This window comes from Streptomyces sp. NPDC020845 (assembly GCF_044334165.1).
In the GTDB taxonomy this organism is placed as follows: domain Bacteria; phylum Actinomycetota; class Actinomycetes; order Streptomycetales; family Streptomycetaceae; genus Streptomyces.
Genome location: NZ_JBIRSJ010000010.1, coordinates 334,390 through 354,955, shown reverse-complemented (window position 1 = coordinate 354,955; position 20,566 = coordinate 334,390). Strand labels below are relative to the sequence as shown.

Annotated in this window: 16 protein-coding genes and 2 pseudogenes; 10 read left to right on the top strand and 8 right to left on the bottom strand. The window is 71.4% G+C overall.

The window, feature by feature from the left end; all coding sequences use genetic code 11:
* Positions 1-9 precede the first annotated feature (9 nt).
* Positions 10-1,071: an ABC transporter ATP-binding protein gene (locus ACH4U7_RS27655; RefSeq protein ID WP_398530513.1), complete on the bottom strand. Its 1,062-nt coding sequence runs from the start codon at positions 1,069-1,071 to the stop codon at positions 10-12.
* 13 nt (positions 1,072-1,084) lie between these two features.
* The gene (locus ACH4U7_RS27650; RefSeq protein ID WP_398530512.1) at positions 1,085-2,980 is read right to left on the bottom strand and encodes a transposase; all 1,896 of its coding nucleotides are present in this window, start codon (positions 2,978-2,980) and stop codon (positions 1,085-1,087) included.
* 69 nt (positions 2,981-3,049) lie between these two features.
* On the opposite strand from ACH4U7_RS27650, the gene ACH4U7_RS27645 reads away from it, so the two are divergent.
* Positions 3,050-3,439, top strand: coding sequence for a hypothetical protein (locus tag ACH4U7_RS27645; protein ID WP_398530511.1), 390 nt, complete (start codon positions 3,050-3,052; stop codon positions 3,437-3,439).
* A gap of 115 nt (positions 3,440-3,554) precedes the next feature.
* On the opposite strand, the gene ACH4U7_RS27640 is transcribed toward ACH4U7_RS27645, so the two are convergent.
* From ACH4U7_RS27640 to ACH4U7_RS27630, 3 genes are all read right to left on the bottom strand, one after another.
* Positions 3,555-4,532: an ABC transporter permease gene (locus tag ACH4U7_RS27640; RefSeq protein ID WP_089505001.1), complete on the bottom strand. Its 978-nt coding sequence runs from the start codon at positions 4,530-4,532 to the stop codon at positions 3,555-3,557.
* 124 nt (positions 4,533-4,656) lie between these two features.
* Positions 4,657-6,456: an ABC transporter substrate-binding protein gene (locus ACH4U7_RS27635; RefSeq protein WP_398530510.1), complete on the bottom strand. Its 1,800-nt coding sequence runs from the start codon at positions 6,454-6,456 to the stop codon at positions 4,657-4,659.
* A gap of 16 nt (positions 6,457-6,472) precedes the next feature.
* The gene (locus tag ACH4U7_RS27630; RefSeq protein ID WP_398530509.1) at positions 6,473-7,504 is read right to left on the bottom strand and encodes an ABC transporter permease; all 1,032 of its coding nucleotides are present in this window, start codon (positions 7,502-7,504) and stop codon (positions 6,473-6,475) included.
* Positions 7,505-7,952: 448 nt separating this feature from the next.
* Between ACH4U7_RS27630 and ACH4U7_RS27625 the strand changes: the two genes are divergently transcribed.
* Positions 7,953-9,143, top strand: coding sequence for a hypothetical protein (locus ACH4U7_RS27625; RefSeq protein ID WP_398530508.1), 1,191 nt, complete (start codon positions 7,953-7,955; stop codon positions 9,141-9,143).
* A gap of 11 nt (positions 9,144-9,154) precedes the next feature.
* Here the strand turns inward: ACH4U7_RS27625 and ACH4U7_RS27620 are convergent, their stop codons facing one another.
* Complete coding sequence (locus ACH4U7_RS27620) at positions 9,155-11,317, bottom strand: prolyl oligopeptidase family serine peptidase (protein ID WP_398530507.1); 2,163 nt, start codon at positions 11,315-11,317, stop codon at positions 9,155-9,157.
* A 274-nt stretch (positions 11,318-11,591) separates the two neighbouring features.
* Between ACH4U7_RS27620 and ACH4U7_RS27615 the strand changes: the two genes are divergently transcribed.
* The 6 genes and pseudogenes from ACH4U7_RS27615 to ACH4U7_RS27590 form a co-directional block, all read left to right on the top strand.
* On the top strand, positions 11,592-11,786 hold the full coding sequence (locus ACH4U7_RS27615; RefSeq protein ID WP_014176694.1) for a hypothetical protein: 195 nt from the start codon (positions 11,592-11,594) through the stop codon (positions 11,784-11,786).
* Between the two features lie 48 nt (positions 11,787-11,834).
* Positions 11,835-12,740, top strand: coding sequence for an N-acetyl-1-D-myo-inositol-2-amino-2-deoxy-alpha-D-glucopyranoside deacetylase (gene mshB, locus ACH4U7_RS27610; protein WP_398530506.1), 906 nt, complete (start codon positions 11,835-11,837; stop codon positions 12,738-12,740).
* Positions 12,737-13,105 carry a DUF6113 family protein gene (locus ACH4U7_RS27605; RefSeq protein ID WP_398530505.1) on the top strand — a complete coding sequence of 123 codons (369 nt, stop codon included), beginning with the start codon at positions 12,737-12,739 and terminating at the stop codon, positions 13,103-13,105. Before mshB ends, ACH4U7_RS27605 begins: the two co-directional genes overlap by 4 nt.
* Positions 13,106-13,279: 174 nt before the next feature.
* Positions 13,280-15,484: a peptidoglycan binding domain-containing protein gene (locus ACH4U7_RS27600; RefSeq protein WP_398530504.1), complete on the top strand. Its 2,205-nt coding sequence runs from the start codon at positions 13,280-13,282 to the stop codon at positions 15,482-15,484.
* Positions 15,485-15,721: 237 nt separating this feature from the next.
* Positions 15,722-16,482, top strand: a pseudogene (locus ACH4U7_RS27595) (ABC transporter ATP-binding protein); the annotation flags it as partial.
* Positions 16,470-16,685: pseudogene (locus ACH4U7_RS27590) on the top strand (response regulator transcription factor); the annotation flags it as partial. The pseudogenes ACH4U7_RS27595 and ACH4U7_RS27590, both read left to right, overlap by 13 nt.
* Positions 16,686-16,803: 118 nt before the next feature.
* Here the strand turns inward: ACH4U7_RS27590 and ACH4U7_RS27585 are convergent.
* Together ACH4U7_RS27585 and ACH4U7_RS27580 are read right to left on the bottom strand one after the other, a co-directional pair.
* Positions 16,804-17,643 carry a tetratricopeptide repeat protein gene (locus ACH4U7_RS27585; protein WP_398530503.1) on the bottom strand — a complete coding sequence of 280 codons (840 nt, stop codon included), beginning with the start codon at positions 17,641-17,643 and terminating at the stop codon, positions 16,804-16,806.
* A 17-nt stretch (positions 17,644-17,660) separates the two neighbouring features.
* Complete coding sequence (locus tag ACH4U7_RS27580; protein ID WP_398530502.1) at positions 17,661-18,686, bottom strand: GNAT family N-acetyltransferase; 1,026 nt, start codon at positions 18,684-18,686, stop codon at positions 17,661-17,663.
* A gap of 113 nt (positions 18,687-18,799) precedes the next feature.
* Here ACH4U7_RS27580 and fdxA point away from each other — a divergent pair, with 113 nt between their 5' ends.
* Both fdxA and dapC read left to right on the top strand, forming a co-directional pair.
* Positions 18,800-19,126, top strand: a complete 327-nt coding sequence (fdxA, locus tag ACH4U7_RS27575) for a ferredoxin (RefSeq protein ID WP_014054705.1) — start codon at positions 18,800-18,802, stop codon at positions 19,124-19,126.
* A 115-nt stretch (positions 19,127-19,241) separates the two neighbouring features.
* Positions 19,242-20,354 (top strand): succinyldiaminopimelate transaminase, encoded by a 1,113-nt coding sequence (dapC, locus tag ACH4U7_RS27570; RefSeq protein WP_398530501.1) that lies wholly within the window; start codon positions 19,242-19,244, stop codon positions 20,352-20,354.
* Positions 20,355-20,566: the final 212 nt, after the last annotated feature.

Sequence of the window (20,566 nt, the reverse complement as noted above, 5' to 3'; positions counted from 1 at the left end):
CCGTCTCTCCTAGGCCAGCCGGGGCTTGATCTGCTCGATGAAGATGGTCTGCTTGCGGTCGGCGGCCAGATGGCAGGCCGCGCCCCGCCCGTCGGGCAGCGAGGGGCGCTCGGTGGCGCACCGGTCGCCGTCGACCTCCTGGGTGTGGGCGCAGCGCGGGTGGAAGGGGCAGCCGGGCGGTGGGGACAGCAGGCTGGGCGGGGCGCCGGGGATGGGGCTCAGCGGCTCGTCGACGGCGGAGTTCAGCCGCGGCATGGAGCCCAGCAGCCCCCAGGTGTACGGATGCTGGGGGGACCGGAGCACTTCGCGGACCGTGCCGCGCTCCACGGCCCGGCCGGCGTACATGACCAGCAGATCGTCGGCGGTGTTGGCGACCACGCCCAGGTCATGGGTGATGAGGATGATCGCGGAGCCGAACTCCTGCTGGAGATCCTTGAGCAGGTCGAGGATCTGGGCCTGGACGGTGACGTCCAGGGCGGTGGTCGGCTCGTCGGCGATGAGCAGGTCGGGATCGCAGACCAGGGCCATGGCGATCATCGCGCGCTGCCGCATACCGCCGGAGAACTGGTGCGGATAGTCGCGCACCCGCAGCTTGGCGTTGGGGATGCCGACCTTCTCCAGCATCTCGATGGCGCGCTCCCACGCCTCGCGCCTGGAGGCCCCGGTGTGCTTGCGGTAGGGCTCGGCGATCTGGCGGCCGACGGTGTAGTAGGGCGAGAGGGCGGTGAGCGAGTCCTGGAAGATCATCGCCATCTTGTTGCCGCGCAGCTTCTCCAGGGAGCGCTCGGGCGCCCGGGTCAGCTCCTGGCCGTCGAGCGCGATCTCGCCGCGGATCTCGGTGTTGCGCGGATCGTGCAGGCCGAGGACGGCGAGGTTGGTGACGGACTTGCCGGAGCCGGACTCGCCGACGATGCCGAGGGTGCGCCCGCGCTCGAGGTTGAAGGACAGCCCGTCCACGGCCTTGACGACGCCGTCCTCGGTGGCGAAGCGCACATACAGGTCTCGCACGGACAGAAAGGCGTCGCCTGTGGCGGGGGCCGGGGCGGCCTCGGACTTGGTCAGGGTGGTCACGTCGGTCGTACTCCTAAGACTTGTCCCGTATGTGTGTACGGGGGCGGCCGGTGTGCGGTCGTGTCGTTCCGGCGTGGGCCTTGGGCCGCTCGGGTGCGGGTCGGGTCTCATCCGGGGTTGCCACGGTGCAGGGTCCGGCGTTTCGCCGAGCAGAGGCCGTCCGTTCCCGGGGAAGGGTGTTCCGGCGGGGTTCGGCTGCCGCGCGGGTCCGGCCCGAGGGCGCGGACTTCGGTGCGGTTGACTCGGACAGGGCTTCTTGCAGCCCTTCGGCGAAGAGGATCTGGGCGGTGCGGGCGCGGGTGTGGTCCAGGCGGGCGGTGGTGGGGTCGTCGGGGTCGGCGAGGGTGGTGAATGCGGCCGGGGAGGCCGAGACGAGGTCACGGTCGCCGCGCAGCCCGCAGCCGCCTTCGGCCGGGTCACAGTCATGGGTGCGCTGCCGCAGGGACTTGGGTACGCGTCGGCCGCACAGGCACTGCTGGGACAGGGCGGTGGTGAAGGTCGGGGCGCGCAGGAGCCGTCCGCCGGTGGCGGTGCACTCGGCGGCCAGTTGGGTGATCAGCCGCCCGGGGGTGGTGGCCGAGCAGGCACGGCCCCACAAGCGGAACCAGGTGCGGATGTCGCAGTCCTCGACGGTCAGGCTCGGGCCGTGGGCGGCGACCAGTACGGCGGCGATGCGTCTCGCGCGGTGGTGTTTGGCTTCGGCTTCGCGGGCGGCGGCCATCGCGTGCCGGGCTCGCAGGGTGCGGTAGCTGGTGCTGAGCTGGTCGTGGCGGTAGGGCTGGGCGGGCTTCCTGGCGGTGGTGGTGCGGCGTGGTCCTGCGGGGGTGGCGGTGGCCCTGGGCGGGAGCCCGGCGGTGTGGCGGCGCTCGTCGCGGGCCTGTTGGCGGCGGGAGGGCCGGTACTGGGCGGGGTTGGTCGAACGGCGGGAGCGGTCCAGGGCGCGCTGGCGGCGTTTGGCTTTGCGCCGCCGTACCGTCAGGGCATGCTGCTCGGCTTCGGTGAGGGTGATCGTGTCGGCGCGGACGGGGCCGTGGTCGGGATGGCCGGTGGCGGGGAAGGAGACCACCAGCACCTGGTCCCCGTCGGTGCTGTTCGGGCCGCCGGCGAAGACCACGGTCAGTGGTCCGGTGTAGTCGAACCAGGTCGCCGCCCGGGTACGAGCACGCCCGGGGGTGTTAGCGCTGTCGCTGCCGTTGCTGGTGGGGATGCGGCCTGTGGGGCGGTGAGGCGTGGGGAGGTTGTGGGGCTGGGCGAGGACGGAGGCGCCCGGGGGCAAGGCCGCGGTCTGCGTGGGGGTGGTGATGTGGCCGGGCAGTGCGGGGTGCCGGAAGGCGTTCAGGTGGCCGGTCAGGGTTCCGTGCAGACGGAATGTCTCCCATTTTCGCTCCACTGTGTGGGAGCGGGCCCGGCCGGGGATACGGGTGTACTCCCACCAGCTGCCGGTGCGCGGGCGTCCGGCCCGCTGCCCGGAAGCGTCAGGGTGCAGGCTCCGGGCCACACCGGCCCACACCTCATCAGCCTGATGCATCGCCAGAGCCTTGGAAACATGGTCGCCCAGCCGGCCTGAGCGCTCCACATGAGCGTAGGCGCGCTGCTCCAGCCCGGTACGGGACAGGCCCAGTTCCGCCCGCCACGCCATCGCATCGCTCTCGCGGCGCACGTCACCGGCCCAGTAGGCGTCCACCACTGCCCGGGCGTCGCGCTGAAGAGCCCGCTTGACCTGCCACATCGCCGCGAACAGCAACTCCATCCGGCGCCGGGCCGCCGGGTCGTCCACCACCAGCGGCAGCCGGATCACCGACACCGCGGCATCCTTCTCCCGCCGCCACGGCTCGGCCTTGTTCGACCCTCGAAACCGCCGACCCTCCCCCGAAGCAGAAACAGGCTGCTGTCGCGGCGGCATCTTCATCTTCCCTCCTCTCCGCGGGCCAGCGTCAGGTATAACCACGGCTCGTCAGTTCGAGTTACGGTCTGATGTGTGCATCTTTGTGTGGTCTCCTGCTCCAGTTCCGAACCGCGGGCCTGGACCGGCCTGTCCGGCCCACAGTTGAAGATGCTGATCACCCGGCTGTGGCACCGCCGCCCCGACCGCGGCCGGGGACGCCCATGGCCTCTGGCCTATGCCGACCGGGTGCCGCTGGTCACACTGGCCTGCCGCACCAACTTGACCATGCTGCAACTGGGCTTCCTGATCGGGACCTCCGACTCCGCCGTCCACCGCGCGATCGCTGACTTCGCACCCCACCTGGCGGCCTTGCTCGACCCGTCGCCCACCGACCGGCGCGAGCTGTGGCTGGTGGACGGCACGCTGATCCCCGTTCACCACAGGAAGGGCACCGCGAAGTCCAAGAACTGCCTGCGCGCCTGAGTGTTGTGCCGGGCCAGGTACCGGCGCGTGGTCGCGGTCGGCAGGGCACGGCCCGGCAAACACCACGCCACCCACACCGGGACAGGACATCTCATCTGGCATTACGGGACATCTCCTAGGCGAGGCGCACGCGCGGGTCGATGACGGCGTACAGCGCGTCGACGATGATGTTGGCGATGACGATCGCCGTGCAGCTGAAGAGCATCACGCCCATCAGCATCGGGAGGTCCTTCTCGGTCACCGACTCCACGGCGAGCCGGCCCAGGCCGTGCAGGGTGAAGGTGAACTCCGTGATCATCGCGCCGCCGAACAGCGAGCCCAGGTCGATGCCGACGATGGTGATGATCGGGGCGATCGCGCCGCGCCAGGCGTAGCGGAAGAAGACCGTACGCCCTGACATCCCCTTGGCCCGTGCGGTGCGCACATGCTCCTCGTTGAGCTGCTCGACCATCTGGGAGCGCGTCATACGGCTGTAGTTGGCGATGAAGATGATGGAGAGCACCAGCCAGGGCAGCAGCAGCCCGCTGAACCACTTGGCCGGATTCTCGGTGATCGGCGTGTACTCGGGCCGGTCGATCAGGCCCCAGGTGTCGACCAGCAGCCACAGCGCGATGACGCCGACGAAGTAGATCTGCAGCGAGTTGCCTATCAGCGACAGGGAGCTGAAGAACTTGTCGGTGAAGGTGCCGCGCTTGGCCGCCGCGATCATGCCGATGGACACCCCGATGATCAGGAACACGGCGGCGCCGCCGACGGCGAGCGAGAGCGTCGTGGGGTAGCGGTCCAGGATGGTCTCCCAGACCGGCTGGGAGTTGCGGAAGGAGTAGCCGAAGCAGGGGGCCGGGCAGTGGCCGATCTCGAAGTCCCGGCCGGCGAAGATGCCGACCAGATAGTGCCAGTACTGGAGCGGGACGGGCTCGTCGAGGCCCAGGTTCTTGTTGATGAGGGCGATGGCGTCCGGGCCGCAGTTCTTGCCGCAGGCCAGCTGCGCCGGCTCGGAGGGCAGCGCGAAGAAGAGGAAGAACGTGATCGCGCTGATCAGGAGGATGATGACGATCGCGCCGAGAGAGCGGCGTACGAGGAAACGAAGCATGGCGTCGCGGGTCTTCCGGTACGGGCGCCTTGGGCGACCAGGGCGGATCGGACGGGCGGCGCTGTCCGCCACCCGCGGAGGGTGGCGGACAGCGTGCCCTGGGGGCTGATGGGGTAACCGACTGCTACTTCACATACACCGCGGTCGGGTCGGCAGTTCCATACACCGAGTGGTACTTGATGCCACCGAGGCCCGAACCCCAGATGTTCCACTGGCGGTTGTAGAAGAGCGGGACGGCCGGCACATCGTCGGTGAGGATCTTGTTGGCCAGCGTGACCCACTCACCCGACGCCTTCTCCACGTCCGTGATCTTCAGGATGCGGGCGATCTCGGAGTCGACCGTGCTGTTCTTGAGGTGCCAGTAGTTCTGCGAGCCATCGGCGACGTTCTTGCTGTCGAACAGCGGCGGGACCACGGTCGAGCCGACCGGCCAGTCGGCGCCCCAGGAGGCGCGGTAGATGTCGAAGCCGTTGTCGACCTTGGCGATCTCGGTGGTGTAGTTGTTGGAGTCGATCTCCTTCTTCTCCACCTTGAACCCGGCCGCCTCCAGAGCCTTGACGACGACCACGGAGACGTTCTGGTACTCCGTGGTGTTGGGGTAGGCGTAGACGATCTCCTGCCCCTCCTTGCCCGCCTCCTTCAGCAGCTCCTTGGCCTTCTTGGTGTCGCCGCCCTCGTTCCCCTTCTTCGTCTTGCCGAAGGGATCGAAGTTCTTCCACCCGGCGAGCGAGGGAGCCAGCAGGTTGCCCGCCACCTGCCCGGCCCGCTTGCCGCCGAACTGGCCGAGGATCTGGTCGTTGGGCATGGCGTAGGCGAGCGCCTGCCGGACCTTCTTGTCCTTGATCCGGTCCATGTTGATCGCCATGTAGTCGACGTACGGCTGCACCTCCAGGAAGGTGCGCGACTTGGCGCCCGCGTCCTTGGCGACTTCCTGGGCGGCCTCAACCGTGACCGCGTTGGTGAAGCTCATCGCCTGCTTGTCGCTGCCCCGCTCGGCCAGCAGCCGGCGGGCGGAGTCGGGCTCCTGGATGCCGAAGCGGATGTCGAACTTGTCCGGGTACTGGTGGCGGACCGCGTCCGTCTGCGGGTCCCACTTGTCGTTGCGCACCAGGGTCAGCGACTTGCCCGGGTTCAGCTTTTCGATCTTGTACGGGCCGGAGGAGACCGGGTGGTTGGTGTACTTGTCGGCGGTGTCCTTCTTGCCGTCGGAGGGCACCGCGCCGACGTTCGGCATGGCTACCGCGTAGGGGGTGTCCGCGTGCGGCGCCTTGAAGTGGAAGACGATCGTCTTGTCGTTCGGGGTGTCGAGCACGTCCTTGGGCAGGTGCTTGCCCTTGTACGGGCCGTCCGGCAGCGCCTTGCGGAAGCTCTGGCCGTCGCCCGAGAGCCACTGCGGGATGTACAGCGGACCGTCGGTGGCCCACTTGGCGTAGAGCCGCTCGATGGACTGCCGGACATCGGCGGAGGTGATCGGGGACCCGTCCTCGAACTTGAGGTTGTCCTTGAGCGTGTACGTCCAGGTCTTACCGCCGTCCGAGGACTTGCCGGTGTCGGTGGCGAGGTCGCCGACCAGCTTCACCTGGCCCTTGTCGTCGACCTTGTAGGTGGTCAGCGACCGGTTGTAGAGCATCTGGACGGTCAGCATGTCGGCGTAGTAGATCTGTGCCGGGTCGAGATAGGTGAAGGCGTCACGCTGCAGGACGTTGACCGTCCCGCCCTTCTTGGCGCCGGGCACGTCGGCCGCCGGCCCGGTGGAGTCGGTCGCGGTGCCGAGCGAGTAGTTCTCGGCCCTGGCCTTGTCGGGCTTGTTCTCGACGGGATCCTCCTCGTTGCCCCCGCCGCTGCTGCAGGCCGAGAGCACGAGGGCCCCGATCGCCAGAGAGACGGCCGCGAGCCGCCCTCTGCCCCGTGTGGATGAGGTCATGTGTCGTTGCACCTGCCTAGCGCTTAGTCTTCGGATCGAATGCGTCCCGGACCGAGTCCCCGAGCAGGTTGAAGGCCACCACGAAGATCACCATGGCCACGCCCGGGAAGAACATGTACGTGATGTCGTTCTGGTAGTGCCTGGCGCCGGTGGCGAACATCCGGCCCCAGTCGGGGGTCGGCTCGACGAGCCCGACTCCCAGGAAGGAGAGCCCGGCCTCGGCGGTCACGAAGGTCGGCAGCATCAGCGTCGACTGCACCAGGATCGGCGTCCACAGATTGGGCAGCAGCTCCTTGCGGATGATCCTCCACGGGGAGGCGCCGGTCACCTTCGCGGCCTCCACGAACTCCCGCTCGCGCAGGCTGAGTACCTGTCCGCGCAGCAGCCGCGCCAGGCCCATCCAGCCCAGCGCCCACTGGACCAGGATCAGGGTGATGACCCGTAGATAGGTCGGCGTCTCCTTCTCCGGATTGACGAAGAGCGAGTAGACGACGGGCGTGAAGGCCACGAACGAGAGCTGGGCCGGGAAGGCGAGCAGCAGATCGATGAAGCGGCCGAGGAAGTAGTCGGTCTTGCCGCCCATATAGCCGGCCGTGACGCCGACGAGGATGCCGGTGAGGGTGCACAGGAGGGTGACGGCGACCGCGATCAGCAGCGAGGTCCGTATGCCGTACAGGAGTTGGGTGAACACATCCCGGCCGAGCTGGGGCTGGAGGCCGAACCAGAACTCGCCGTCGATGCCCCCGTTGGGCTTGATGGGGTAGTAGAACTCGTTGAGCAGCCCGGGCCTGTCGAGTCCGTAAGTGGTGTACGGGTTCTTGCCGTACAGCCAGGCGATCACGGGCGCGAGTAAGGCGATCAGAAAGAAGAAGATCACGACGTAGGCCGAAATCACGCCTGTCTTGTCGCGTTTGAAACGCCGCCACATTAACTGGCCGGGCGACCGGCCCACCAACGGCGTGCCGTCCTTGCCGACTTCTGCCGTCGGGACGGCATCCGGGCCGGGCGCGTTCGCCCCGGGCGCGGCGGCCTGGGAAGGACTCGTCATCGCGTAGCGCCCCCCGCACTGATCGCTGTGTCTGTTTCGCGCTGGTCTACTCGCGTCATGTCGTTCCCGTCCGCCGGTGGTCGTGCGCGGTTCGGGATGAGCGGACTTTCGCAACCGATTAACAGCTCAGTCAAGGGGCCAGCGGAAGCGGAAGGGGTGCTCGCGGCAACCTTGAGCGAACATTTTGCAGATCGAGGTCCCGGCGTGCTTGACAGAGATCACTGGATGGCGACAAAGAGTGAGCAAGGCACATCAAACGCGTTAACACGCAAGCAACTTGGCTGACGCGATACCGATATACGGACGCGTCAGGCTGAACTGCGTACGGCCGTGCGGGTGCCGTAGACCGGCCGGGGCGCGCCATGTCGCCCCGGCCGGTCACTTGTGTCGGCACATTGCTGACGCCGGGACGGTTGATCAGGGGCCGGGGCGGGGCAAACCTACAGCCATGGGGCAGGGACGGATACTCAACCGCGGCGCGCGCACCTTCGGGGCGCTGGTATGCGCTGTTCTCGGGCTGGTCTCACTGGCGTGGATCGTCCGGGACTTCAACAAGGCCGACGAGGCCAGCCATGTCTGGTGGACCTGGGCCGGGATACCGTACCGGCTCCCGGACAGCATCTTCGGCACATCCCTCGCCGATCCGCTCCTGCTCGCCGTGTACGTGGCCGCCGGAATCGCGGCGCTGCGGTCGTCGGCCGCCGCCGGGGCGCTGGGCTCGGCCGCCGTCGCCACGGTCGCGCTGCGCCTGCCCAGCCTGTGGAATCTGCACGCCGACTGGATGCAGGGCATCCCCGACGGGCTGAAGACCCGCGCGCAGCTGAGCTCGTGGGCGGCGGTCGTGCTCGGGGGCGTTCTGCTGGCGGTCGTGGCCGCTGCCCGGCGCCCGGCCGATGGGACCGCCCCCGACTACGCTGTCGCGCCCGCCGACAGCCCGCCCGGCCGGCCGAGGCCCGGGGTCGCTGTGACGGCGGCGCTGTTCCTGGGGGCCGTCGCGGTCGTCGAGGGCGCCTGGCAGATCTACTGGGCCCAGAAGCGGGGCTGGGACATCTACGAGCACCAGCTCACCGGCAAATACATGCTCACCACGCTGCTCTCGCCGCCCGGGGCATGGGCGGCCTGGACGGTGATCGCGCTGGCGCTGACGGCCGCCTTCGCGGCGCTCGGCCGGGCGCCGCTGGCCCGGCCGCTGGGGATGACGGCGGCCGCCCTGGTGCTGGGCGACGGGGTCACCGCGATCTCCGCGTACATCAAGTTCGACTACCTCGAGCACTTCGACGACCTGCCGACCGTGGGCGTGCTCTCCGTGCTGACCGGGTTCCTCGAGGGGATCGTCGGGCTGGTCGCGCTGATCGTGCTGGCGCAGCCCGCCGACCCCGCGGACGACCCTCCGCTCGCCGGATGGGGCCAGCCCGCGGCTCAGCCGTACGGGGGCTACGGCGGGTACGGAGGCTACGGCGGCGCGGCGGGCGGCGGTTACGGGCCGGCGGATGGTGGCTATGGGCCGGCGGGCGGAGCGGGCGGTGGCTACGGCTACACCCCGCCGCCTCCCACTCCGCCCACGGCGCCGCCCGGCCCGCCGCCCGCGACCCCGCCCGCCGCCCCGCCGCCGCCCTCCTCGCCGCCGCCCGGCTGGTAGGCAGGCCCCGCTCAGCTCATGCCGAGCGAGCGCCTGAGGAAGTCCACCTGGAGCAGGAGCAGGTTCTCGGCGACCTGTTCCTGCGGGGTCATATGGGTCACTCCGGACAGCGGCAGCACCTCGTGCGGGCGGCCGGCCGCGAGAAGGGCCGAGGAGAGTCGCAGGGTGTGCGCGGCGACCACATTGTCGTCGGCCAGGCCATGGATGATCATCATCGGGCGGTGCGGTTCCGCCGCGCCGTACAGCCCCTCGTCGGTGACCAGCGAGTTGGCGGCGTAGACCTCCGGCTGCTCGTCGGGGTGGCCGAGATACCGCTCGGTGTAGTGGGTGTCGTACAGCCGCTGATCGGTCACCGGAGCGCCCACGACGCCCGCGTGGAAGACATCGGGGCGGCGCAGCACCGCGAGCCCCGCCAGAAGGCCGCCGTAGGACCAGCCGCGGATGGCGACCCGGGAGAGGTCGAGCGGATAGCGCTCGGCCAGCGCCGCCAGCGCGTCGACCTGGTCCTGAAGGCTCACGCCCGCCAGGTCGTCGCGGACCGCCTTCTCCCAGGCGGGGGAGCGGCCGGGGGTGCCGCGGCCGTCGGCGACGATCACTGCGAAGCCCTGGTCGGCGAACCACTGCGAGGTCAGATGGGCGTTGTGGGAGGCCAGCACGCGCTGGCCGTGCGGGCCGCCGTAGGGGTCCATGAGGACGGGCAGCGGCCCGTCGTCCGCGGTGTGGCCGGCCGGCAGCAGCACGGCGCAGGGGATATGGCGCTCGCCCGCGTGGACCAGTTGCGGGCGGGCGGCGATGACGGGCCGCTCGGCGTACGAGGCGATCTCGGCGAGGCGGTCGGCCGAGCCGTCGGCGGTGAGCCCGAACACCTCCACCGCCGCGCCGGGCCGGTCCGGTTCCGCGCACGCCAGGACGATCACCTCGCTGCCGCGCACCGCGGACCGTACGGCGGGGCCGGGCCGCTTGTCGACCGCCTCCCAGCCGCCCTGGTCGCCGCTGCCGCGGTACCACGCGCGGAAGACCCCGATATCGCCGGGCTGTTCGGGCAGTTCGGCGTCCGCGCCCGGCGAGGCGGAGAAGAGCACGTCCTCCTCGCCGATGTCGAGGACCGCCCGGACGTGCAGCGCGCCCGAGGTCAGCTTGCGGTCGCCGACCATCAGCACCCGGGCGCCGCCCTCGTCCGCGATGCGCACGAGCCGCCCGTCCGGCGTCCACCCCGGTACACCAGGGAAAAGATCAAGCCAGACCGCGTCCTCGTCCACATGGACGGTACGGGTGCGCCCGGTGGTGGTGTCCACGGCCAGATAGACCTGGCTGCGCTGGTCGCGGGCCTGGACCAGCAGCAGCGGCGGGCCGTAGGAGGACCAGTGCACCCGCGCGAGATACGGATGGCGCCGCCGGTCCCATTCGATCTCGGTGCGGGACCCGTCCAGGCCCAGCAGCACCAGCCGCACCTCGGCGTTTTCGGTGCCCGCGGCCGGGTACGCGACCTCGGCGGGCTCCCGGTCGGGGTGCGCGGGGTCGGCGATCCACCAGCGCCGTACGGGTGCGTCGTCGACCCGGGCGACCAGCAGCGCATCGCTGTCCGGCGACCACCAGAAGCCGCGCGAGCGGTCCATCTCCTCGGCCGCGATGAACTCCGCGAGCCCATAGGTGACCGTCTCGCCCTCCGGTTCGGCCAGCGCCCGGTCGCCGCCTCCCTCGGTATCCGTGACGCGCAGCGCGCCCTGCGCCACATAGGCGATGCGGCGTCCGTCCGGAGACGGGCGCGGGTCGATCACCGGCCCGGGCACGGGGAGTTCGCGGGTTACGCCGGCGCGCAACTCGGAGGCGAACAGCCGGCCCGAGAGTGCGAAAGCAGCCAATTCGGCAGTCAAGTCGGTGGCGTAGCCGATGACGCCCCCCGAGCCCTCCCTGCTGCGCTCGCGGCGCGCCCGCTCCTCGGCGGACAACTGCTCGTCGGCGCCGCCGAGCAGGGCGGCCGGATCGGCGGCCGGGTACTCCCGCCGCTCGGTCAGGTCGTGCACCCACAGGAGGTTGGCGCGGTCGGTGCCGGAGCGCGAGCGCAGGAACACCACCCGCGAGTCGTCGGGCGCCACGACGAAGGCGCGCGGCGCCCCGAGGGTGAAGCGCTGGGTGCGGGCGTGCTGCCGAGGGAACGAGAGCTGTCCGGTCATAGGCCGAGCCTACGACCTGGGGCGTACCGCCCCGGCCCGTTGCCGCGGGCATGTTCCGCCCGCGACGGCCGCGGAGATCAACTCGCCGAATGTGGCGAGAATCAGGCCAGATGACGAGGCCAATGGTGCGAACAGGCATGCGCCCCTGTCATGCTCCCGTGCACCGAGTCGTGCGCGCGGGCCCATAGTTATGATCGATTGCGCATAGTGGGTAGGCCCCCTGTGGCATGAATATGTTGTCCGTTCGAGCGCGTGTACCTGGAGGTGAGCCGCTGTGGCGCTCTCGATTTCGTTGGTCGTGCTGCTGCTGATCATCGTCTTCATGCTCGTCCAGAAGGCTGGGCTGAAGTCGGGGCACGCGGTCCTCTGTGTGCTGCTCGGCTTCTACCTCGCCAGTTCGTCGATCGCCCCGACGATCGACGACCTCACGACGAACGTGGCGAACATGATCGGGGACGTGGATCTCTGATGCATGGCTGACCCGCGGCTCCGGCCGCGGGGCTCGTAGGCTGTGCTCATGACCCCGGTCCTTCCCGCCCGTCGCCTGCTCCTGGTACATGCACATCCGGACGACGAGTCGATCAACAACGGCGCGACCATGGCCAAGTACGCCGCCGAGGGTGCGCAGGTCACACTGGTGACCTGCACGCTCGGCGAAGAGGGCGAGATCATCCCGCCCGCCCTGGCGCACTTGGCCGCCGACCGCGACGATGCGCTCGGCCCGCACCGGATCGGCGAACTCGCCGTGGCGATGAAGGCGTTGGGGGTCAGCGATCACCGCTTCCTGGGCGGTGCAGGACGGTACCGCGACTCCGGGATGATGGGCGCCCCGCAGAACGCCCGCCCGGAGTGCTTCTGGCGGGCGGAGGTGGACGACGCCGCCGCCCACCTGGTCGAGGTGGTCCGCGAGGTGCGCCCGCAGGTCCTGGTCACCTACGACCCGCACGGGGGCTACGGCCACCCCGACCACATCCAGGCGCACCGCGTCGCCATGCGCGCGGCGGAGCTCGCCGCGGAACCGGCCTACCGCCGGGACCTGGGCGATCCGCACCAGATCGGCAAGATCTACTGGAACTGCGTCCCGCGCTCGGAGCTCGAGGAGGGCTTCGCCCGGCTGCGCGCCCAGGGCGATGGGGCCCCCTTCCCGGGGATCGCCTCGGCCGGCGATGTGCCCGGCGTGGTCGACGACGCGCGGGTGACGGCGACGGTGGACGGTGCCGCATACGCCGAGGCGAAGGCGGAGGCCATGCGCGCCCACGCCACCCAGATCACGGTCGACGGGCCCTTCTTCGCACTCTCGAACGATCTGGGGCAGCCGCTGTCCGCCATGGAGCACTACCTGCTCATCAGAGGGCAGGCGGTCGCCGCTTCCGGCTCGGACCGGGGCCGTGAGGACGATCTGTTCGCGGGGGTGTCGGCGTGACGGCCGCGCGCCTGGGGGCGTATGCGCTGCTCGGCGTGGTGGGGGTGCTGGTCGCCGCCGCGGGCGCGCTGGTCCAAGCGGCCTGGTTCCCCGGTGGGTTGCTGCTCGCGCTGCTCGCGATCGGCGCGCTGTGCTACGGCGGGGCCAAGGCGACCGACACCCGGGCGGGCGGGGTGGTGCCCGCCGGGGCGTGGGTGGTCTCCGTGTTGTTTCTCACCGTGAGCCGTCCCGAGGGGGACTTTCTTTTTGGCGCCGGAGCGGGCTCCTATGCTTTTCTTCTGGGCGGAATGTTCGCCGGTGTGATGTGCGCCACGATGCCGAAGGTGTCGCAACCGGGCAGCGGCCCGGCCCGACTTGGTAAGTGACGTCACGTTTTCGCCTGGGCGTCCGCCAGGACGACAGACCGTGCCCGCCGGTGTGCGGGATGTGCTGTTACAGCGGTCGTCAAGTGCCTGCCCGCGGGGCCCAGTAAGGTGGTGCCGCCGCCGAGCCGCCCGCGCGAGTCTGACGGGCGGCGGAGCTAACTGGGAGAACCTGCTTTGAGCCGTGAATCTGACAGTTCGTCCTCCGGGACCCGCAAGGGCAGTGGCGCCGCCGCCTACCCGCCCGGCACCCCGCCGTACGGATCCCGCCAGTACCCCTCGCCGAACCCGGCACAGGAGGCCCAGGGCTCCGGTGACGGCGAGGCGCGTGCCGCGGCCAAGCCGGAGGAACCCAAGACCGAGACCACGCTGACGACCCGGATCCGGATCAACATCCCCGGGTCGCGGCCCATCCCGCCGGTGGTCATGCGCACCCCGGTCGGCGAGGAGGGCGTGCCGAACCAGCGCTCCGCCGACGACCCCGAGGGCGCCGACGGCCCGGCCCGGCCCGACGCCGCCCCGGCGGGCCCGGGCGCGGCCGGACCGGCGCGGGGGGAACACGGGGAGCCCCCGGCGAACAAGCCGGAGAAGAAGAAGGAGGACCGGACCAGCGACTGGTTCGCGCCTCGTAAGGGCAAGGGCAACACGTCGACGGGGAGCACGCCGCAGCCCCCGGTGCCGCCGGCCGCCACGCCACCCGCCCCCGGGCCCGCCACGGCCGAGCCGTTCGCCGCCGAGCCCTTCGGGGCCGGGGCGTTCGCGCCCGAGGCCTCCGCCGCGCCCTCGGCCGCGGAGACCACGCAGCCGTTCCCGGCTCCCGACTTCTCCGCCCCGGAGAGCCCGTTCTCCGCTCCGGAGACCACGCAGCAGTTCCCCGCCCCGTCGCTGGGCGGCGGGGCGGGTGCCGACCTGCCGTACTTCACCGACACCCCGCAGAGCGGCTTCCCCGGGGTGGCGGAGCCCAGCGGCCCGACGACCGGCCCGGTCACCGGCGAGATGCGGCTGCCCACACGGACCCCGGGCGTCACCCAGCCGCCGCTCGGCGGCGGCGCCGGGCTCGCCGGGCAGCCGCCCACCCCGCCGAACGGCTCGCCGCTGTCCGGCAGCCTCGGCGCCACCACCGGCGCGAGCCCCGTGCCGTCGGCCGGGCCGTTCGACGGCCTCGGTGGCAAGCCGGGACTGGACTCCGCGGCGACCCCGCCGCTGTTCCGCGACCCCGACCCGACCCCGGGCGGGGGCGTGCCGGCCGAGCATGTCTCCGGAGAGACGCTGGTCAGCGGCATCCCCGTCGTCCCGCCCGCCGAGAACCGGCCCGGCTCGCCCTTCCCGCCCCCCGGGACCGGCTCCGCCGCACCCGCCCCGTCCGATGAGGCCGGCGCTCCGGCGAGCAGCCCCAAGCCGCCCGCCGCCCCGGCGGCCGCCCGCCCCAAGAAGAAGGGGCGCTCCAAGCTGGTTCTGGCGGTCGGCGCGCTCGTCTTCGTCGGCGGCGTCGCGTACGGCGCGGGCCTGGTGATGAACCACGCCGACGTCCCGAACGGCACCACCGTCCTGGGCGTCGACATCGGCGGCACCTCCAAGGAGACGGCCGTCCAGAAGCTGGACACCGCGCTGGAGGGCCGTACCACCGCGCCGCTGAAGGTGTCCGTGGACGGCCAGCAAAAGCAGATCAAGCCGTCCGTCGCGGGCCTGACGCTGGACACCGAGGCCACGGTCCGCGGCGTCGCCGGCCGCGACTACAACCCGATCACCGTGATCGGCTCACTGTTCGGCGGCACCCACCAGGCCGATCCCGTCGTCACGGTCGACGAGGAGAAGCTCAAGGACGCGCTGGAACGGCTGGCGGGCACCTCGGGCACGGCGCGCGAGGGCACCATCGAGTTCAAGCCCGGCAAGGCCGTCGCGGTGTACGGCAAGGCGGGCAAGGCGCTGGACGTCGACAAGGCGGTCGCGGCGGTGGACGAGGCGTTCCGGCAGCGGGCGGCCACGGGTGAGAACAAGGTCATCACCCTGCCCGTCGTCACCAAGCAGCCGCAGATCAGCAACGCCGAGGTCGACCGGAAGATGCGGACCTTCGCCCAGCCCGCGATGTCGGACTTTGTCAAGGTCCAGACGGACCCGGCGCACTCGCTGCCGCTGAGCCCGCAGAACTCCCTGTGGAAGGTCCTGTCCATGCGGGTGGTGGACGGCAAGCTGGTGGAGCACTACGACCTGAAGGCCCTGAAGGAGCTGTACGGCGGCTTCTTCGACGGCGTGCTGATCCAGCGCGGCAACGGCAGCAAGCAGCCCGTCGCCCCGACGGACGTCGCGGTGGCGCTGGGCCAGGCGCTGAAGGGCAAGACCCCGGCCGAGCGGATCGGCATCATCGAGACCAACGGCAACTGAGCGAAGCGCGTACGGCCCCCGTCCGGCACCGGGCGGGGGCCGACGTATGCCCGGCACAGGGTGCGCGGGCGCGGCTTGGTGTGCCCGGCCCGGACCATGACATCTGTCATGCCGAGACCACGACCGCTGACACTGCCGGGACGAGCCGCGCTGGGCGAAGCTTGGGCCATGACCGCTCAGTCCGCTCCCGGCACGGCCGCCGGATCCGGCCGCGCCGAGGCGTCGGCGTCCGCGCCCGTGGTCGCCTTCGGAAAGGTGCACAAGAGCTACGGCAGCGTGCGCGCCGTGGCCGACCTGGACCTCACGCTGCACCAGGGCGAGACCGTCGCGCTGCTCGGGCCCAACGGGGCGGGGAAGTCCTCGACCCTCGATCTGCTGCTGGGGCTGCGCACCCCGACTCCGGCCTGGTCCGGATCTTCGGCACCACCCCACGCCAGGCCATCGAGGGCGGCCGGGTGGGCGCGATGCTCCAGAGCGGCGGGCTGATGGAGGAGGTCACGGTCCAGGAGCTGGTGCGGCTCGCCTGCGATCCGCACCCCCGGGCCCATCCGGTGCGGCAGGTGCTGGAGGAGGCAGGCATCACGGACATCGCCGACCGGAAGGTGAACAAGCTCTCCGGTGGCCAGGAGCAGCGGGTGCGCTTCGCGCTGGCCACCGCGGGCGCCTCCGACCTGATCGTGCTGGACGAGCCGACCACCGGCATGGACGTCTCGTCCCGGCAGACCTTCTGGGCCGCGATGCGGTCACAGGCGCGGCAGGGCCGCACCATCCTCTTCGCCACCCACTACCTCGAAGAGGCCGACGCGATAGCCGACCGCGTGATCGTGCTGCACCGCGGGCGGGTGCTCGCCGACGGTGCGTCCGCGGAGATCAAGGCGATGGCCGGGGCGCGGCGGATCTCCTTCGAGCTCGACGAGCCGGCCGATGAGGCGGCGCTGCGCGCACTGCCGGGCCTGACCGGGATCGAGAGATCGGGGCGTACGGTGCGGCCGCGCTCGTGGACGGGGTGTGCCCGCTGACCGAGCGGGAGCGGGAGGTGCTGCGGTCCTCGGCGGACGGCTCGACCAACGCGGAGCTGGCGCGCAGGCTGAACCTCTCGCAGGGCACGGTCCGCAACTACCTGTCCACGGCCATCCAGAAGACCGCCGCCCGCAACCGCGCCGACGCGGTGCGGATCGCCCGCGAGAAGGGGTGGCTCTGACCGCTGCCGAAGGCCGTCCCGCCGCCCGCGGCGGCGAAGGGCCCGGCCGACCCGGTGCAGTGGCCGTTCCGGTTCGCGGCCGTCCCGGTGCGTTGGCTGACCTGGCGCGGTGCGCTGCTCAGTTCAGCCTCGCCCGGGCGGCCCGCGCCCGGCGCCGTACGGCCTCCGCCGCGTTCGGCTCCATGGCGGCCACGACCTCCGCGTACTCCTCCATCTCCTTGGCGCCGGCCACGAAGTCCCCACGCTCCACAAGCAGTTTGGCCCGCTCGTAGCGGAGCCGGGCCGGGTGGCTGGGCAGCAGCAGGGACAGCTCGACCGCCCACAGCTGGACATCCGTGCGCTCGGGACGGGCGGCGGCCCAGGCGCGGATGTTGTTCAGGATCCGCAGCACGATCTCCAGCGGAGTGGCCGGGGCCGCCACCGTCGCGGCCGACGGGACCCCCAGCGCCCCCGCCACCAGCAGCGCCGCGTCCTCGTCGGACAGCACCCGCCCGCCGTCGAAGGGATCCGCCAGCACATGACGCCCGTACGGATCGCCGAAGCCGACCACGAAGTGGCCCGGCAGCGCCACCCCGTACACCGGTGCGCCCGCCCGCCGCGCCACCTCCAGCCACACCACGGACAGCAGGATCGGCAGTCCGCGCCGCCGCCGCAGCACCTCGTGCAGCAGCGAGGACTCCAGCCGCCGGTAGTCGGCCGCGGAGCCGCGGAAGTCGAGGCGGTCCCCGAGCAGACCGGCCAGCGCCGCGGCCCAGTCGCCGGGCCCGCCGGGGGAGTAGGGCACCAGACCCGCCAGCCGGTCGAGTTCGATCTGTACGGCGTCGATTCCGTCGTCGTCCAGCTCCGGGTCGGCCTCCTGGGCCACCAGCAGGCACAGCAGCGCCAGATCGGGGCGCTCCTCGCGGGCCGCCTCTGCGAAGCGCCGGCGCCGGGCCGGGGTGTCGTCTCTGCGTGGCATAGGTGCCTCGTACCCGATCAGCGGTGGTTCTCGTGGGGTGCGCGCCAGTGGTGGTAGCTGTGGTGTGTGCTGAAGCCCATGCCCTCGTAGAGCGCTCGGGCACCGTCATTGTCCGCCTCGACCTGCAGATACGCAGCCGAGGCGCCCTCGTCCAGGGCCTTGCGGGCGAGCGCCGTCATCACGGCGGTGGCCAGGCCCTGCCGGCGCAGCAGCGGATCGGTCTCCACGGCCGTGAACCCGGCCCAGCGGCCGTCCACCACGCACCGTCCGATCGCGGCCGGGACGCCTGAGGCGTCGTCTGCTGTCGTTATGGTCGCGAACCACACCGACGGGCCGCCCCGGAGCACCCGCAGCACCTCGGGGGAGGGCTCGCCGGAGGAGAAGCGCTGATAGCGGGCCAGCCAGGCATCGTCGATATCGCGGGAGAGGGTGACCCGGGAGACATCGGCGTCCTTGTCCGCGATGGGGGCGAGGGCGGCGATCCGTATGTCCACGGAGACCTCCCGGACCCAGCCGTGCGCCGCGAGCTCCGCGGCCAGCAGCTCCTGTGTCCCCTCGGCGCCGGTGCTGGCCTGGATATAGGCGGGCAGCCCGCGCTCGGCGTACCAGGCGGTCACCCGCCGCAGCGCGTCCTCGACCGGTACGCCCGGATCGCCGAGCGGCAGCGCGGAGTTGGCGCGCCGGGTGAAGCCGCCCGCCGCGCGCAGCTCCCACTCCCCGAGCCGTACGCTCTCCACCGGCGGCCAGGCGCGGGCGGCGGCCCGGTCCAGTTCGGCCGCGGTCGCCGCCGGCCCGCGGCGGCGAGCCGGAGCCGCGGGCACGACCTTGCCCGCCACCAGCGAGGATTCCGCGATGCGGACCTCCTCTCCCGTGCGCCGAGTGACGTACAGCACACCGTGTGTCCACGATGTGAGCACGCCGACCACGTCCGTGAACCGCGCGCCGCTGTCGCCACCCTCGATCGTCAGCCTGACGGACACGCGTCTACCCACGTCAGACGGGGTAATCCGGACCTCAAGTCGTCCGCCAGTGGTGAAATCCACAGCTCTGCTCGCCCCTCACGTGCGTCTGGTGCCCAAGAACGGAGATACTAGGTGCGGGCATCGACGACGCCGCGCTCCCGCGCGATAGCAGCCCTAAGAGGAGGAACGACAGCGTGACCTACGTCATCGCGCAGCCTTGTGTCGACCTGAAAGACAAGGCGTGCATCGAGGAGTGCCCCGTCGACTGCATCTACGAGGGCCAGCGGTCCTTGTACATCCACCCGGACGAGTGCGTCGACTGTGGGGCCTGTGAGCCGGTCTGCCCGGTCGAGGCGATCTTCTACGAGGACGACACTCCCGAGGAGTGGAAGGACTACTACAAGGCCAACGTCGAGTTCTTCGACGAGCTGGGCTCGCCCGGTGGCGCGAGCAAGCTGGGCCTGATCGAGCGTGACCACCCCTTCATCGCCGCCCTGCCCCCGCAGGAGCACGACGAGTGACCTCGCGGCGCGCGGGCGCGTTCTAGAAGACGCCCCAGCACCGCGCAGCCCTCGGTCCCGCATGCCACCACGGCCTGCGGGGCCGGGCTGTTTTTCCCAAGAAAGCGAGCCAGTTGTGCCACCCGTCTCCGCCCGTCTCCCCGTCTTCCCCTGGGACCGGCTCGAACCGTACAAGGCGACCGCCGCGGCGCATCCGGACGGCATCGTCGACCTGTCGGTGGGCACCCCCGTCGACCCGGTCCCCGAGCTGATCCGCACGGCGCTGACCGGCGCCGCCGACAGCCCCGGCTATCCCACCGTATGGGGCACCGCCGCGCTGCGGGACGCGCTGACCGGCTGGGTGGAGCGGCGGCTGGGCGCGACGGGCGTGGACCACACCCAGGTGCTGCCAGTGGTCGGCTCCAAGGAGCTGGTGGCGTCGCTGCCCACCCAGCTCGGCATCGGCCCCGGCGACCGGGTCGCCTTCCCGCGTCTTGCCTACCCGACGTACGAGGTGGGCGCGCGGCTGGCGGGTGCGGAGCCCGTGCCGTACGACGAGCCTACGGAGCTCGACCCCGCGGGGCTGAAGCTGCTGTGGCTCAACTCCCCGTCCAACCCGACCGGCCGGGTGCTGGACAAGGACGAGCTGCGGACCGCGGTGGCCTGGGCGCGCGCGCACGGCGTGCTGCTGGCCAGCGACGAGTGCTACCTGGAGCTCGGCTGGGACGCCGACCCGGTGTCCGTACTGCACCCCGAGGTCTCCGGCGGCAGCTTCGAGGGCCTGGTGGCGGTGCACTCGCTCTCCAAGCGCTCCAATCTGGCGGGCTACCGCGCGGCGTTCCTCGCCGGTGACGCGGCGGTGCTCGGCGAGCTGCTGCAGCTCCGCAAGCACGGCGGGATGATGGTGCCCGCGCCCGTCCAGGCCGCCACCGTCGCCGCGCTGGGCGACGACGCGCACGTGGCCGAGCAGCGCGAGCGCTACGCCCGCCGCCGCGCCGAGCTGCGCGAGGCGCTCGAAGGGTGCGGCTTCCGTATCGAGCACAGCGAGGCGTCGCTGTACCTGTGGGCGACGCGGGACGAGCCGTGCTGGGACACCGTCGGCGCGCTCGCCGAACTGGGCATCCTGGTGGCGCCGGGCGACTTCTACGGCGTGGCGGGGGAGCGGAACGTACGGGTCGCGTTCACCGCCACCGACGAGCGGGTCGCGGCGGCGGTCCAGCGGCTGGGCGGCGGTCTGCCCAGCCGCTGAGCGCGCGGCTACACGGCCATACGGACAGGTGACGGGCCCGGGGAGCGGATGCTCCCCGGGCCCGGGTGTATCGCGCGTGGGCCCGCGAGTGAGCCGAAGGGGCGCGGCCGCCCGCGCCGGAGGCGCTGATGTCACGGTGAAAGGGAGAGCGCGCGGAGGCCCCGAGGCTGCGATCGCCACGCGGCGGAGCCGCATATCGATGGCAGCCGGCT